Here is a 15,866-nt window from a genome sequence, read left to right on the forward strand (position 1 = left end):
CTTGCGACGTTAAGAATCCATGTCACTTTGAGTGCCCACACAGATTGTCTGATAAATTGTTAAAGAGCAGTTGCGACGCGCTTTAGCGCTCTGTCGCGAGGTTCCGTATAATACGTTTTCCTCATTCAGAGTCAAGCAATTATTTTCGCTTTTCTCTGACAGAATTTCCGGAGAAATCCTGCTGACCCGGCGGCGTGTTTGCCGTTGTTCCGTGTCAGTGGTGGCGCATTATAGGGAGTTCTCTGACGTTGACAAGCCCTGTTTTAAAAAAACTTTTCAACCGTCTCTTTTTTACGCAAAAGCGTATTAAACAACCAGTTTTTCAAGCCTTTCAAAGCCATATCGCCGTAAAACGGGCAAAAGTTGCTCAGTGGCCGGCGTCAGCGCCAGGCAGAAAGCAATATTCTCATCACAAGATTTTGCCTCCGGGGCCTCATGCTCAAGCAGCCATGCCGTTCTGCGGGCAATGGCCGCCCCGGAGTCCACCAGCCGGGTGCCTTCGGGCAGAACCGCCTTCAGCTCATCCTGTAAAAGCGGAAAATGGGTGCAGCCCAGAACCACGGTATCGGGCGGCTCAGGCATTCTCAGCCACGGCCGCAGTATGCGCCGCATCTCGTCCAGAGATACCGGCTCGCCGTGGAGCTTAGCTTCTGCCAGCTCAACCAGCTCGCCTGAGCCCAGCATCTCGATCCGGCACTCGTGCGCGAAGCGCTCAATCAGCTCCCGGGTATAGGGACGCTTAACGGTACCGCGCGTGGCCAGCAGGCCGACGATACCGTTAGCCGTTAAGCGTGCAGCGGGCTTAATTGCCGGGACGACGCCCACCACCGGGAAGGTGAATTTTTCGCGCAGGGCGGGAAGAGAAACCGTACTGGCAGAGTTACAGGCGATCACCGCCAGCGCCAGCGGATAACGCGCCCGCACCGCGGTCACGATGTCAACAACGCGCTCAACGATAAACGCTTCGCTCTTCTCGCCATAGGGGAAAGCCGCGTTATCGAAGACATAGATGTAGTGGAGATCCGGCAGCAGGTGCCGAATCTCATCATAAACCGACAGCCCACCGACGCCGGAATCAAATACCAGCACGGTGGGACGCGGATCAGAAGGTGTAGCTGCCAGACAAGTAGTATTCCCGTCCTGCAGTTTGGTAGCCATAAACGGTCTCGTAATCTTTATCGAACAGGTTGGCGATTTTACCACGAACCGTCAGATGAGTTGTGACTGGATACGATAAGGCGACGTCCCACAGACTGACTCCGCCCATCCTGATGCGCTCGCCGCTGTAGTCATTATGATAATCGTTATCATAGCGACGTCCGAGATAACGGTAGCTGACATCCCAGCCCACAGAATAAACCTCACCATTAATGTCGTACTTCACCTGCTGCTTAGCCCGGCGTAATAACGTTTGATGAGTGCGGCGGTTTTCAGGATCGACATAATCGTAAGAGAGCTGATGGTGAATATCCGCCGTATCGAATGAGGCCGTTGCTTCCACGCCCTTAATACGGGCTTTGCCGATGTTGTAGTAGCGATAGGTATTGGGATCCGAATCAATAAGGTCTTTAACATCATTACGATAACCCGAAACATGCCAGGTTACCGGCCCGGTTACGCCTTCGAACCCGCCTTCCCACTCTTTACTTTTTTCGGGATTCAAATCCCGGTTGCCGTAGTAGTCGCTGTATAGCTGTCCCAGGTTTGGCGCTTTGTACGCCGTGCCGTAGGAAGCAAAGACTTTATAACCCGTGATGAACTCCCAGGCTGCGCTTGATTGCCATGTCGTATGCTGACCAAACTGGGAATTATGGTCCGTACGCACGGCGCCCTCCACCGTGACGGCGCTGAACTGCTGCTGTGCGGTAGCGTAAATGCCGGTCGTACGGCGATCGTGCCCCTCAGCAAGGTAGGCGGTTCCGGGTTTTGTCGTTTGCTTTTGCCAGTCAACGCCCGCGCTGACCGTACCGTGGCCGACCGCGAATGAGTTGCCCCACTGCAGGTTGTACTGTCTGGAGTCATCAAGAGAGGCGGTTTTATCAAACTGGCCGAGATGCGGGTCATAATTGTAATCTTTACTGTGGCTGTAGCTTCCGACCAGCTCCGTTGAGTAGATGCCCTGGTGATAGCGCAGGCCGCCGTCCCACGTCTGACTATAAAGCTTGCGCGTGTCGGTAGTCCCTATCTCGTTGAAGTTATCATCATAAATACTGCTGCCATCGAACGCAGTACGGTTGTCATAGCCAAACCCGCGCACGAAGCCGCTTAAATTATCATTAAACTGCTGCTCAAGCGCGCCATACAGGGACTTACTCATAAAGCCATCGCGATCGGGCTGTCGTGAGTTAAAGCCATCATCGGCTTTAACGTCAAAGCCATGGGTATAGGTATAGTTTCCCGCCACCGTGATTTTGGTTTTATCAACCTGCTGCTGCGAAGAGACTTCATACGACTGATAGCCGTGAGAACCCATTCCTGCGGTGAGTGTCGTGCCCGTATCATCCCGGCCGGTGATGATATTGACCACACCGCCGATGGCATCAGAACCGTACACCGCCGAGCGCGGTCCCCGGATATACTCAATCCGCTGCACCATAGACATCGGTATCTGACTAAGATCGCTGGAACCTGATACCCCCGCCTGATTCAGGCGGATACCGTCAATCAGCAGCAGAACATGGCGGGATTCACTGCCCCGGATAAACAGTGACGAAAGCTGCCCCATGCCACCATTTTGAGAGATATCAACGCCGGGCAAACGCGCCATAACATCCGGTAAACTTTTCGCCTGCCAGCGATCGATATCCTCACGCGTAACGACTGTTGTTGACGCCAGTACCGTACTCACCGGCTGTTGGAAGCGACTTGCTGTGACAACCATGGTGTCCTGACCGGCATCCTGCGCCCAGCCAGAAAAAGCCGTGACGGAGAGGCCCGTCAACAGCATCGTTTTTTTTATCATTTTTTAAAGCATCCAGTAGCTAAGAAGGATGCCGCCGGCCCCATCATTAATTCGCGATGATGAGTATCCCTTGCGACGTACTCCGGCAGGTCTTCGGGCTGGGTGGCGTGTTATGGATGAAGACTTCCCACGTTGCCGCAGTGTCTATCGCGATCATCCCGCCAGTCTTTACCGCTGCGCGTCAGCTCCAGATTTGCACTGGATTCCCTTTTCACTCACAGAGACCGGAGAAAGAATGTTACATCTGCACACGTTTAGGTGTCCAGATAGCTGTCGCCGAGAAAGTCTGGACATCAGCTATCCATCCCCTACAATCCCCGCGTAATTTCTCTTATTCAGGACCCGCTATGACCCCCGAACACCTGCCGACAGAACAGTATGAGGCCCAGCTGGCGGAAAAAGTCGTCCGCCTGCAGAGTATGATGGCTCCGCATAATGCGCCGGTGCCGGAGGTCTTTCGCTCCCCGGTCAGCCACTACCGGATGCGCGCCGAATTCCGCCTCTGGCACGACGGCGACGACCTGTACCACATCATTTTCGACCAGGAGACGAAACAGCGGATCCGCGTCGACAGCTTTCCGGCCGCCAGCGAGCTGATTAACGTCCTGATGAAGGCGGTGATTGACGGCGTCAAAGCAGACGACGTCCTGCGCCGCAAGCTGTTCCAGGTTGATTACCTGACCACCATGAGCAATCAGGCGGTGATCTCCCTGCTCTACCACAAGAAGCTGGACGCTGAGTGGCAGGCCGCCGCCACCCGCCTGCGCGACGCGCTGCGCGCCGCCAATCTCAACGTGCATCTGATTGGCCGGGCGACCAAAACCAAGATTGCGCTGGACCAGGACTATATTGATGAGCGCCTGCCGGTGAAGGGCCGCGAAATGATCTATCGCCAGGTCGAAAACAGCTTCACCCAGCCCAATGCCGCCATGAATATCCAGATGCTGGAGTGGGCGTTGGACGTAACGCAGGGCGCAAAGGGCGATCTGCTGGAGCTTTACTGCGGCAACGGCAACTTCTCTCTCGCCCTGGCGCGCAATTTCGATCGAGTGCTGGCTACCGAAATCGCCAAGCCGTCCGTGGCCGCCGCGCAATACAACATTGCCGCCAATCATATCGACAACGTGCAGATCATCCGCATGGCGGCGGAGGAGTTCACCCAGGCAATGAACGGCGTGCGCGCGTTCAACCGCCTGCAGGGCATCGACCTCAAAAGCTATCAGTGCGAAACGATTTTTGTCGATCCGCCGCGCAGCGGGCTGGACAGTGAGACGGAGAAAATGGTGCAGGGATATGACAATATTCTCTACATTTCCTGCAATCCGGAAACGCTGTGTAAGAATCTGGAAACATTAGGACAGACGCATCGCATTGTGCGGCTGGCGCTGTTCGACCAGTTCCCCTACACCCACCATATGGAGTGCGGCGTCTGGCTGATCAGGAAATAAAGAGGGCAAAACGGCAGGAAACCCTGCCGTTTTAAGAGAGATTACTCGCTAACGTTCACTTTCGGGTTACGCATCCGGTAACCGATCCAGAACACCATAATGACCGACAGCACCGCCGGGAAGAAGTTAGAGCCGATGTCCGGATATTCGGCCCGTACCACGGTACTGTACAGGAGCACGCCGAGGATAAAGCAGGCGGCGGCAAGCCCGGGCAGACCCAGCGGCATCGTGCGGTTCTGATAGCGCTGATGCAGGCAGTAGACCGTCAGCACCAGGGCAATGATCGGGAAAATCGAAAAAGGCACCACGGAGCTGAACAGCGCCGCAAATGAACCGTTAATCGACAGGCCGGCAATTAATGCCAGCAGTAACGTACCTCTATCTTGACCAGTCTGTTTCATTACTCGTCCTTCACTTACTCGGAATTTCACTTACTCGACACGGTGGGCCACTTTTTCCTGCTCCCGGCGATACCAGTAATACGCCCCCTTCGAGATCATCCGCAGTTGCAGAACCAGGCGTTCCTCTAACTGCAGACGCTGCTCCGGGGTGATATCCAGCGCCTCGGCGCCGGCGCTGAAGACGATGGTGACCATCGCTTCAGCCTGAGCTTCGGTAAAGGCCCGCGGCATATGGTTTTCGATCTCGAGGTAGTCAGCGAGTTCAGCGATAAAGTGCTGAATTTCTCTGGCAACCGCGGCGCGAAACGCGGCAGAGGTCCCTGAACGTTCGCGCAACAGCAGGCGAAATGCGTTCGGGTTATTACCAATAAATTCCATAAATGTGGAGACCGAGGTGCGGATAACGCTGCCGCCTTTGGCGATACGCTGGCGCGCCTGGCGCATCAGCTGGCGCAGCATCAGCCCGCTCTCGTCAACCATCGTGAGCCCCAGCTCATCGACATCGCGAAAGTGGCGATAGAATGAGGTCGGCGCAATGCCGGCCTCGCGAGCAACCTCCCGCAGGCTCAGGCTGGCAAAACTTCTCTCCGCACTCAGCTGGCTGAATGCTGCCTCTACCAGCGAACGGCGGGTCTTCTCTTTTTGTTGCGCTCTTACGCCCATCACGATGTCTGAATCCTTCCCTCTACCAGCTGGCACTATACCAGAGATTGAAATTAATCGTTTACTGCTGGATTGTGAATGATTGTTTATCGCCGGAAACGTGAGGTCGGGCGCGGGAAAAGTGATGCAGCGATGGGGAGTTTGTGCTCTTTTGGTGCGAAAATACCCAACGATAATTGGGTTAACGCGCCGGTAATGTTACCATTATGTTGATTTTACGTATAAGAGCAGGTAAACCTCACCATGTCAGATTCCTATGATTATGATGTAATAGTGATTGGCTCCGGCCCCGGCGGTGAAGGGGCTTCTATGGGGCTGGTTAAACAGGGAGCCCGGGTAGCCGTTCTCGAGCGCTATCACAACGTCGGCGGCGGCTGCACCCACTGGGGCACCATCCCGTCAAAAGCACTCCGCCAGGCGGTCAGCCGTATCATCGAGTTTAACCAGAATCCTTTATACAGCGACCACACCAGACTTCTCCGCTCCTCCTTTGCCGACATCCTCAACCACGCCGACAGCGTTATCAATCAGCAGACCCGAATGCGCCAGGGCTTCTACGAACGCAACCACTGCGAGATGCTGCAGGGCGACGCCCACTTCGTTGATGAGCACACCATTGCCCTGAAGTGTCATGACGGCTCCGTTGAGCAGATTACGGCAGAAAAATTTGTTATCGCCTGCGGTTCGCGCCCCTACCGCCCGGCAGACGTCGACTTCAACCATCCGCGCATCTACGACAGCGACTCTATCCTTGACCTGCACCATGAACCGCGCCACGTGATCATTTACGGCGCCGGGGTCATCGGCTGCGAATATGCGTCGATCTTCCGCGGCATGGAGGTCAAAGTTGACCTGATCAACACCCGCGACCGCCTGCTGGCCTTCCTCGATCAGGAGATGTCAGACTCCCTCTCTTACCACTTCTGGAATAACGGCGTAGTCATTCGCCACAATGAAGAGTACGAGCGAATTGAGGGCCTGGACGACGGCGTCATTATGCACCTGAAGTCCGGCAAGAAGCTGAAAGCCGACTGCCTGCTGTTTGCCAACGGCCGTACCGGCAATACCGATTCTCTGTCGCTGGAAAACGTTGGCCTGCAGGCGGACAGCCGCGGCCAGCTGAAGGTCAACAGCATGTACCAGACCGCCGTTCCGCATATCTACGCGGTCGGCGACGTGATTGGCTACCCGAGCCTCGCTTCAGCCGCCTACGATCAGGGCCGCATTGCCGCTCAGGCGATGATTAAAGGCGAAGCCACCGCCCACCTGATTGAAGACATTCCTACCGGCATCTACACCATTCCGGAAATCAGCTCCGTCGGGAAAACCGAGCAGCAACTGACGGCAATGAAAGTGCCGTATGAAGTGGGGCGCGCGCAGTTCAAGCACCTCGCGCGGGCGCAGATTGTCGGCATGAACGTGGGGACGCTGAAGATCCTGTTCCATCGGGAAACCAAGGAGATCCTGGGGATCCACTGCTTTGGCGAACGCGCGGCCGAAATTATTCATATCGGCCAGGCGATCATGGAGCAGAAAGGCGGTGGTAACACCATCGAGTACTTCGTTAACACCACCTTTAACTACCCGACCATGGCGGAAGCCTATCGGGTCGCGGCGCTAAACGGCCTGAACCGCCTGTTTTAACGCTTTGTCAAAATGGCCATCCATCGATTCGCGGATGGCCTCTGCCAGCTGCTCATAGCGGCTGCGCAGCGGCGATCCCGGACGATAGACCAGCCCGATGGTGCGCCGGGGCTCCGGCTTAATGCACGGCAGATAGACCACGCCGTCGCGCCTGCGCTCCGATGGCACCGCCAGCGCCGGCAGTAGCGTAATGCCGCTGCCCGCCGCCACCATATTGCGCAGCGTCTCCAGGCTGGTGGCCCGGAAATGGGTATCCTCGTCGGCGCCGGCCTCAAAACAGAAACCCATCGCCTGGTCGCGCAGGCAGTGCCCGTCTTCCAGCATCAGCAGCTTCTCCCCCGCCAGATCGGACATCGGCACGCGGTCGCGTCCGGCCCATGGGTGATCGTCATAAATCGCCAGCATCATGGGTTCGTCAAACAGCGGCACCTCGATAAAGGCCTCGCTCTCTTTGACCAGCGCCAGGATTGCGCAGTCGAGCTTGCCGCTGTCGAGCTGCGCCAGCAGCTGATGCGTCTGGGCTTCGTGAAGGTACATCTCAAGCTTAGGGAACGTCTGATGCAGCATCGGAATGATGTGCGGCAGCAGGTAGGGACCAACGGTAGGTATCAGGCCGATGTGCAGCGGCCCGGACATCGTTTCGCCCTGCTGGCTTGCCATCTCCTTGAGCACTTTGACCTCGCGCAGCACGGTCCGGGCCTGATCCACCAGCAGCAGACCGGCCTGAGTGAACAGCACCTTGCGGCTGGTGCGCTCCAGCAGCATCACGCCCAGCTCGTCTTCCAGCTTGCGGATCTGTCCGCTCAGCGTCGGCTGGCTGACGTGGCAGGAGTCCGCCGCGCGGCGGAAGTGACGATGCTCGGCTAACGCCACCAGGTATTCAAGATCGCGAATATTCATTATTCATCCTCCATGGCCACGATAGTTCATGGCGATAGATAGAATAGCAATGAACGATTATCCCTATCAAGCACTCCGGGTAATAATTAGCATCAGAAACGCAGCGGCACCTCATTTAACCCCCCTGTCCTTGCCGCCGCGTTTTCAAGCCGAACAACTAAAGCCAACGTGAACTTTTGCGGACCTCCCACGGTCCGCTTTTTTTTGCACAAAAAAGCCCGGCGTTAAGCCGGGCTCAGAGCGTTGGACGGCGGGCTACGCCAGCCGTTTTTTGGCGTCCGCTATCGCCTGCGCGACCTGGGTCGGGGAGACGCCGCCTTTTGCGGCGCGCTTGTCGAGGCAGGACTGCAGGGAGAGGATCGGGTAGACGTCCTCGCCAATCGTCGCGCTGAACGTTTGCAGATCGGCCAGCGGCAGATCCTCCAGCGGCTTGCCCTGGCGAATCGCCTCCACCACCGCTTCGCCGACAATGTGGTGCGCCTCGCGGAACGGCACGCCTTTCGCCACCAGATAGTCCGCAAGCTCAGTGGCGTTGGCGTAGCCCTGCTGGGCCGCCTCCTGACAGCGGGGGCGCTTCACCTGAATGCCGTCAAGCACCAGCGCCGCCATGTGCAGGCAGTCGCTCCAGGTATCAAGCGCGTCAAACAGACCCTCTTTATCTTCCTGCATGTCCTTGTTGTAGGCCAGCGGCAGCCCCTTGAGGGTCATCATCATGCCGGTCAGCGCGCCCTGCACGCGGCCGCACTTGCCGCGAATAAGCTCCAGCGCGTCCGGGTTTTTTTTCTGCGGCATCAGCGATGAGCCGGACGTCACGCGGTCAGACAGCTCAACGAAGCCCGCCTCGCCGGTGTTGAAGAAAATCAGGTCTTCGGCAAAGCGCGACAGATGCACCATGCCGATAGAGGCGTCGGACAGCAGCTCCAGCACGTGGTCACGATCGGAAACGGTATCCAGGCTGTTGCGGGTGGCGGAGGCAAAGCCCAGCCAGCCTGCCAGCTGCTCGCGGTCGATTTCGTAGGCGGTGCCCGCCAGCGCGCCGCAGCCCAGCGGGCTGACGTCGAGGCGCTTAAGCGTATCCTGCAGGCGGCTCTCGTCGCGGGCCAGCATCTCAACGTAGGCGAGACACCAGTGGGCGAAGGTCACCGGCTGAGCGCGCTGCAGGTGGGTATAGCCCGGCATCACCGCGTCCTGGTTACTCTGCGCGGTTGCTACCAGCGCCGTTTGCAGCTGGCGCACGGCATCCAGCAGGCCGGCCACGCTCTCTTTGCACCACAGCTTGAGATCGGTTGCCACCTGATCGTTGCGGCTGCGGCCGGTATGCAGCTTTTTACCCAGCGGGCCGACTTTATCAATCAGCTTACCCTCGACCCAGCTGTGAATATCTTCGGCATCGCTTTCCAGGATTTGCTCCGGATTCGCGCGCACCTCTTCCAGCAGCGTACCCAGCGCCGCCTCCAGCTGCTGCTGCTCCTCTGCCGTCAGTACGCCGACGGTGACCAGCGCTTTCGACCAGGCTACGGAGCCAACGATATCCTGCTCCGCCAGGCGATAGTCGAAGCGCAGAGAGTCGTTGAACTGTTTGAACCGCTGGTCCGCCGCCTGAGTAAAACGCCCGCCCCAAAGTGCCATAGTAACAATCCTTAAATTCGTTAATGTCAGGTAAGAAAACTGCCCTCACCCCGGCCCTCTCCCTGAAGGAGAGGGTTAGGGCGAGGGGAAAGACTACGCCAGAATACGCGTACCAATCGGCGTACCGTTAAACAGCGTCGGCAGCTGCTCGGCGTGGCGCCAGGAGGCGATATCCACCGGGCGGCCGAGAGTACGGGCCGCATCCAGCGCCGCGTTAACCTTGACGATCATGCCGTCGGTAATAATGCCCTGCGCAATCAGCTGTTCGGCTTTCGCCGCCGTCATTTCGGGGATGCGCTGACCTTTGCCGTCGAGGATGCCGCTGACGTCGGAGAGCAGAATAAGATCCGCCCCCAGCGTCGCCGCCAGCGCCGTCGCCGCCTGATCGGCATTCACGTTCATTAGCAGGCCCTCTTCCGTCACGCCTACTGAACTGACCACCGGCAGGAAGCCGCCCGCCAGCAGCGTATTGATAAGGGTTGCCGAGCCCGGCTTCGCCAGCCCGACGTGGCCAAGCTCTTCATCAAGCTGGGTTACCGTTACGCTATCGCCATCGCCCAGATAGAGCCCGACAGAGGCGATATCGTGCTTCTTCGCCCACGCCAGCAGCGTCTTATTGGCAATCCCCGCCAGCGCGCCGGTAATGATGTCAATCTGATCCGCCGGGGTCACCCGCAGACCGTTTTTCTTTTTCACCGGCAGATTGAGCTTTTTCATCAGCTCATCCACCACGCAGCCGCCGCCGTGCACGATCACCAGCGGGCGCTGATGCTCCGCGCGGTACGCCACCAGGGCGGTAAACAGACGCTCCAGCGCTTCCTCACTGTCCAGCAGTACGCCACCGAGTTTAATAATTAAAGGGTTCATCACGACGCCATCCATTCAGAGAAGAGACTGTGTTTCGGCAAAACCGAAACGGATATTTGCGCACTGCACGGCCTGCGCCGCCGCGCCTTTCAGCAGATTGTCCTCTGCCGCGACGATAATCAGGTGCTCGCCCTGAACGGCAAAGCCGATATCGCAGAACGGCAGGCCGACAACGTTTTTCAGCGCCGGCACGCCGCTCTCGTAGAGGCGCACCAGCGGCTTGCTGGCATAGGCGGCTGCAAAGACTTCCGCGACCTGTGCGCGGTTCACGCCCGGCTTCAGGCGGCAGGTAATGGTTTCCAGAATGCCGCGCTTAAAGTTGCCGAGGTGCGGGGTAAAAATCACCTCCGCCCCAAGGTGGGTGGTGATTTCCGGATGATGGCGGTGGTTAAACACGCCGTAGGGCTGCAGGCTCACTTCGCAGAAGCTGTTAGAGAGGGCCGCCTTGCGCCCGGCACCGCTGACGCCGCTGGTGGCGTTGATCACCGGCCACTGGGCGAGATCCAGCATCCCGGCATCGATCAGCGGCTTCAGCGCCAGCTGCGCCGCCGTCGGATAACAGCCCGGTACTGCGATCAGATTTGCCTCTTTCAGCTTGTCGCCGCTCCACTCCGCCAGGCCGTATACTGCCTGCGCCAGCAGCTGAGGATGTTGATGAGTAAAACCGTAGTATTGCTGATAAAACTCAGCATCGTTGACGCGGAACGCGCCGGAAAGATCGAACACTACGCAGCCTTCGGCGAGGAACTGCGGCGCCAGATCGTGGCTCACCTCGTGGGCGGTAGCCAGAAAAACGACGTCAACGCCGGCGCTGAACTCGCGAATATCGGACATCGGCTGCAGCGGCAGATCGACAATCCCCTTCAGCTGCGGATGCAGGTCAGAAATTAACTTTCCCGCATCATTGCTTTGCGCTGATACGGTCAAAGCGGTTATGGTCATGTGCGGATGGCGATTTATGTAGCTTACCAGCTCGGCACCGGCATAACCGCTGGCGCCAACAATCAGCGTATTCAACATCGGGTTCCTTAATGCGCAACGATAGTGTATTTTTATTCACAATAAATGCATGAATATTGATACTATCACGACCTCAGGTGTGTCAACAATGAAAAACACTTTACCGCCGTTTATCGAGATTTATCGCGCGCTGATCGCGACTCCCTCCATCAGCGCCACGGAAGAATCTCTCGATCAGAGCAATGAAGCTTTAATCAATTTGCTGGGCGATTGGTTTGCCGCGCTTGGCTTCAGCGTTGAGATCCAGCCGGTCCCCGGCACGCGCAAAAAATTCAACCTGCTGGCCAGCACCGGCCGCGGCGCCGGTGGCCTGCTGCTCACCGGTCATACCGACACCGTGCCCTTCGACGAAGGCCGCTGGACCCGCGATCCCTTCACCCTGAGCGAACACGATAACAAGCTCTACGGCCTCGGCACCGCCGACATGAAGGGCTTCTTCGCTTTTATTCTCGACGCCCTGCGCGACGTCGACGTGACAAAACTGAAAAAACCGCTCTATATCCTGGCAACCGCCGATGAAGAGACCAGCATGGCGGGCGCCCGCTACTTCTCTGAATCCACCAGCCTGCGCCCGGACTGCGCCATTATTGGCGAACCCACCTCGCTGCAGCCGGTGCGGGCCCACAAAGGCCACATGTCCAGCGCCGTACGGGTGCTCGGCCAGTCCGGCCACTCAAGCGATCCGGACCGGGGCGTCAACGCCATCGAGTTGATGCACGACGCTATCGGGCGCATCATGCAGCTTCGCGACTCACTTAAAGATCGCTATCACAATGCCGCCTTTGCCGTGCCGTATCCGACGCTTAACCTGGGCGCCATCAGCGGCGGCGATGCCGCAAACCGCATCTGCGCCTGCTGCGAACTGCATTTAGATATCCGCCCGCTGCCGGGCATGACCCTCAACGATCTCAACGGACTGCTGAACGAGGCGCTGGCACCGGTCAGCGAACGCTGGCCTGGCCGTCTGACGGTCTCCGAACTGCACCCGCCGATCCCCGGCTACGAGTGCCCGCCCGATCACAACCTGGTCCAGGTGGTGGAAAAACTGCTCGGCACCGAAGCGGAGGTGGTGAACTACTGCACCGAAGCGCCCTATATCCAGACGCTGTGCCCGACCCTGGTGCTCGGCCCGGGCTCCATTAATCAGGCCCACCAGCCGGATGAGTTCCTGGAAACCCGCTTTATTAAGCCGACCCAGGAACTGATCGGCAAAGTCGTGCGCCACTTCTGCTGGCACTAGCGCTCTCGTCATCCTCCCGCCCGGGAGGATGACGCCCACCCCCTCGCTATAAGCTGTGCTTATCTCGCGCCATCTTGATTAAATTTGTTAAATTTCGCCTAATTCTTCGTTTGCTGAACCGATTTCGCCGCAATTGACGTGCGGGTTTTTACGTGGCTTTATAAAGTGACTATCAAAATTTACCGAATACCATATCCCGACGATTTCGTACCGCAATCGCTGTACTGACTGCGGCGCCGTGACTGTTGCGTAAAATTCGGTGACATACATAAATGAGATGGGGTGTCTGGGTTAATGAACGAACAATATTCCGCTTTGCGTAGTAATGTCAGTATGCTCGGCAAGGTGCTGGGTGAGACCATCAAAGAAGCTCTGGGTGAACATATTCTCGATCGGGTGGAAACCATCCGTAAGCTGTCGAAGTCGTCGCGCTCAGGCAATGAAGCCGATCGCCAGGCGCTGCTCACCACCCTGCAAAACCTCTCCAACGACGAGCTGCTGCCGGTGGCCCGCGCCTTCAGCCAGTTCCTCAACCTGGCGAATACCGCCGAGCAGTACCACAGCATCTCCCCGAGCGGCGAAGCGGCCAGCAACCCGGAAGTGATGGCAAAAACGCTGCGCAAGCTGAAAGAGCAGCCCAATCTCAACGAAGCCAGTATTCAAAAAGCCGTCGAGGCGCTGTCGCTGGAGCTGGTGCTGACCGCCCATCCGACGGAGATCACCCGCCGCACGCTGATTCATAAAATGGGCGAAATCAACAACTGCCTGAAGCAGCTGGATAACCAGGATATTGCCGACTACGAGCGCCACCGCCTGATGCGCCGCCTGCGCCAGCTGATTGCCCAGTCCTGGCATACGGACGAGATCCGCAAGCATCGCCCCAGCCCGGTCGATGAAGCCAAGTGGGGCTTTGCGGTGGTGGAAAACAGCCTGTGGGAAGGGGTTCCGCACTATCTGCGCGAGCTGAACGAGCAGTTGGAGAAGAACCTCAACTATCAGCTGCCGGTCGATTTCGTGCCGGTGCGCTTCACCTCCTGGATGGGCGGCGACCGCGACGGCAACCCGAACGTAACGTCAAATATTACCCGCACCGTGCTGCTGCTGAGCCGCTGGAAGGCCACCGACCTGTTCCTTAAAGACATGCAGGTCCTGATCTCCGAGCTGTCGATGGTGAACTGTACCGACGAGCTGCGCGAGTACGTCGGCGAAGCGGGCGCGGCGGAGCCGTACCGCTATCTGCTGAAATCCCTGCGCAGCCAGCTGATGGCCACCCAGGCGTGGCTGGAAGCGCGCCTCAAGGGCGAAAAGCTGCCGAAACCCGCCGGGCTTATCACCCAGAACGAACAGCTGTGGGAGCCGCTGTACGCCTGCTACAAATCGCTGCAGGCCTGCGGCATGGGCATCATCGCCAACGGCGAACTGCTCGACACCCTGCGCCGCGTGAAGTGCTTTGGCGTGCCGCTGGTGCGCATCGACGTGCGCCAGGAGAGCACCCGCCACACCGAGGCGCTGGGCGAGCTGACCCGCTACCTCGGCATCGGCGACTACGAAAGCTGGTCGGAGGCCGACAAGCAGGCGTTCCTGATCCGCGAACTGAACTCCAAGCGCCCGCTGCTGCCGCGCAGCTGGGAACCCAGCGACGACACCCGCGAAGTACTCGATACCTGCCGGGCGATCGCCGAAGCGCCGCAGGGCTCCATCGCCGCCTACGTGATCTCGATGGCCAAAACGCCGTCCGACGTGCTGGCGGTTCACCTGCTGCTCAAAGAGGCCGGGATCGGTTTTGCCCTGCCGGTCGCGCCGCTGTTCGAGACCCTCGACGATCTGAATAACGCCAACGACGTGATGACCCAGCTGCTGAATATCGACTGGTATCGCGGCTTTATCCAGGGCAAGCAGATGGTGATGATCGGCTACTCCGACTCCGCCAAAGACGCGGGCGTGATGGCCGCCTCCTGGGCGCAGTATCAGGCCCAGGATGCGCTGATCAAAACCTGCGAAAAAGCGGGCATTGAGCTGACCCTGTTCCACGGCCGCGGCGGCTCCATCGGCCGCGGCGGCGCCCCTGCCCACGCGGCGCTGCTCTCCCAGCCGCCGGGCAGCCTCAAGGGCGGCCTGCGCGTCACCGAGCAGGGCGAGATGATCCGCTTCAAGTACGGCCTGCCGGAAGTGACCATCAGCAGCCTGTCGCTGTACACCAGCGCCATTCTGGAGGCCAACCTGCTGCCGCCGCCGGAGCCGAAGCCAGAGTGGCGCCACATCATGGACGAACTCTCTGAGATCTCCTGCAACATGTACCGCGGCTTCGTGCGCGAAAACAAAGACTTTGTGCCCTACTTCCGCTCGGCCACGCCGGAGCAGGAGCTGGGCAAGCTGCCGCTGGGTTCGCGCCCGGCCAAACGTCGCCCCACCGGCGGCGTCGAGTCGCTGCGCGCCATTCCGTGGATTTTCGCCTGGACGCAAAACCGCCTGATGCTGCCGGCCTGGCTCGGCGCCGGCGCGGCGCTGCAGAAAGCGGTTGAAGAAGGTAAGCAGAGCGAGCTGGAGGCGATGTGCCGCGACTGGCCGTTCTTCTCAACCCGTCTGGGGATGCTGGAGATGGTCTTCTCCAAGGCCGACCTGTGGCTGGCGGAGTACTACGATCAGCGCCTGGTGAAGAAAGCGCTGTGGCCGCTCGGCAGCGAGCTGCGCAAGCTGCTGGAGGCCGATATCAAGGTAGTGCTGGCTATCGCCAACGATTCACACCTGATGGCCGACCTGCCGTGGATCGCCGAATCCATCCAGCTGCGTAACATCTATACCGATCCGCTGAACGTCCTGCAGGCCGAGCTGCTGCACCGCTCGCGCCAGGCGGAAGAGGCCGGGCAAGAGCCCGACCCGCGCGTCGAGCAGGCGCTGATGGTCACCATCGCCGGCGTCGCGGCCGGCATGCGCAACACCGGCTAACCGGCCATACTGCGCTGCTCTCACTGCCGGTGAGAGCAGCGCATTTCCCCGCGTTTCCCCTCAGAATCCTCTCTGTTTTGTCCGCTACGTGACTTTTTATCCACAGAATAATCACCTAACCGGCGTTAATTAATGTTTGCTTAATC

12 protein-coding genes and 1 riboswitch are annotated in these 15,866 nt (G+C 58.6%); of the genes, 4 read left to right on the top strand and 8 right to left on the bottom strand.

The features are described 5' to 3' along the window. Positions 1-306: 306 nt before the first annotated feature. Together murI and btuB are read right to left on the bottom strand one after the other, a co-directional pair. A complete protein-coding gene (gene murI / locus ENGE1_RS17155) occupies positions 307-1,158 on the bottom strand; it encodes a glutamate racemase (protein WP_043081542.1) in 852 nt (283 codons plus the stop codon). Then, positions 1,103-2,962: a TonB-dependent vitamin B12 receptor BtuB gene (gene btuB / locus ENGE1_RS17160; protein WP_043081541.1), complete on the bottom strand. Its 1,860-nt coding sequence runs from the start codon at positions 2,960-2,962 to the stop codon at positions 1,103-1,105. The genes murI and btuB overlap by 56 nt, the downstream gene beginning before the upstream one ends. A 67-nt stretch (positions 2,963-3,029) precedes the next feature. Continuing rightward, positions 3,030-3,206, bottom strand: a riboswitch (cobalamin riboswitch). Between the two features lie 103 nt (positions 3,207-3,309). On the opposite strand from btuB, the gene trmA reads away from it, so the two are divergent. Next, positions 3,310-4,410: a tRNA (uridine(54)-C5)-methyltransferase TrmA gene (trmA, locus tag ENGE1_RS17165; protein WP_048254799.1), complete on the top strand. Its 1,101-nt coding sequence runs from the start codon at positions 3,310-3,312 to the stop codon at positions 4,408-4,410. 41 nt (positions 4,411-4,451) lie between these two features. Here the strand turns inward: trmA and ENGE1_RS17170 are convergent, their stop codons facing one another. Then, positions 4,452-4,811 carry a YijD family membrane protein gene (locus ENGE1_RS17170; RefSeq protein ID WP_043081539.1) on the bottom strand — a complete coding sequence of 120 codons (360 nt, stop codon included), beginning with the start codon at positions 4,809-4,811 and terminating at the stop codon, positions 4,452-4,454. 30 nt (positions 4,812-4,841) lie between these two features. Further along, complete coding sequence (fabR, locus tag ENGE1_RS17175) at positions 4,842-5,477, bottom strand: HTH-type transcriptional repressor FabR (protein ID WP_043081538.1); 636 nt, start codon at positions 5,475-5,477, stop codon at positions 4,842-4,844. Between the two features lie 240 nt (positions 5,478-5,717). Here fabR and sthA point away from each other — a divergent pair, with 240 nt between their 5' ends. Then, positions 5,718-7,118: a Si-specific NAD(P)(+) transhydrogenase gene (sthA, locus tag ENGE1_RS17180; protein ID WP_045289273.1), complete on the top strand. Its 1,401-nt coding sequence runs from the start codon at positions 5,718-5,720 to the stop codon at positions 7,116-7,118. Here the strand turns inward: sthA and oxyR are convergent. The 4 genes from oxyR to argC all read right to left on the bottom strand — a co-directional run bounded on the left by oxyR (position 7,092) and on the right by argC (position 11,534). Then, positions 7,092-8,018, bottom strand: a complete 927-nt coding sequence (gene oxyR, locus ENGE1_RS17185; RefSeq protein ID WP_043081536.1) for a DNA-binding transcriptional regulator OxyR — start codon at positions 8,016-8,018, stop codon at positions 7,092-7,094. The two genes, sthA and oxyR, sit on opposite strands and share 27 nt — an antisense overlap. Positions 8,019-8,273: 255 nt before the next feature. Next, positions 8,274-9,647, bottom strand: coding sequence for an argininosuccinate lyase (gene argH / locus ENGE1_RS17190; protein ID WP_043081535.1), 1,374 nt, complete (start codon positions 9,645-9,647; stop codon positions 8,274-8,276). Positions 9,648-9,740: 93 nt separating this feature from the next. Continuing rightward, a complete protein-coding gene (argB, locus tag ENGE1_RS28535; protein WP_098940843.1) occupies positions 9,741-10,517 on the bottom strand; it encodes an acetylglutamate kinase in 777 nt (258 codons plus the stop codon). A 12-nt stretch (positions 10,518-10,529) separates the two neighbouring features. Further along, positions 10,530-11,534 (bottom strand): N-acetyl-gamma-glutamyl-phosphate reductase, encoded by a 1,005-nt coding sequence (argC, locus tag ENGE1_RS28540; protein ID WP_048254794.1) that lies wholly within the window; start codon positions 11,532-11,534, stop codon positions 10,530-10,532. Between the two features lie 88 nt (positions 11,535-11,622). On the opposite strand from argC, the gene argE reads away from it, so the two are divergent. Together argE and ppc are read left to right on the top strand one after the other, a co-directional pair. Next, positions 11,623-12,774: an acetylornithine deacetylase gene (gene argE / locus ENGE1_RS17205; RefSeq protein ID WP_048254792.1), complete on the top strand. Its 1,152-nt coding sequence runs from the start codon at positions 11,623-11,625 to the stop codon at positions 12,772-12,774. Positions 12,775-13,068: 294 nt separating this feature from the next. Next, complete coding sequence (ppc, locus tag ENGE1_RS17210; RefSeq protein ID WP_043081531.1) at positions 13,069-15,720, top strand: phosphoenolpyruvate carboxylase; 2,652 nt, start codon at positions 13,069-13,071, stop codon at positions 15,718-15,720. Positions 15,721-15,866: the final 146 nt, after the last annotated feature.

This window comes from Pluralibacter gergoviae ATCC 33028 = NBRC 105706, assembly GCF_001598855.1.
Taxonomy (GTDB): Bacteria; Pseudomonadota; Gammaproteobacteria; order Enterobacterales; family Enterobacteriaceae; genus Pluralibacter; species Pluralibacter gergoviae.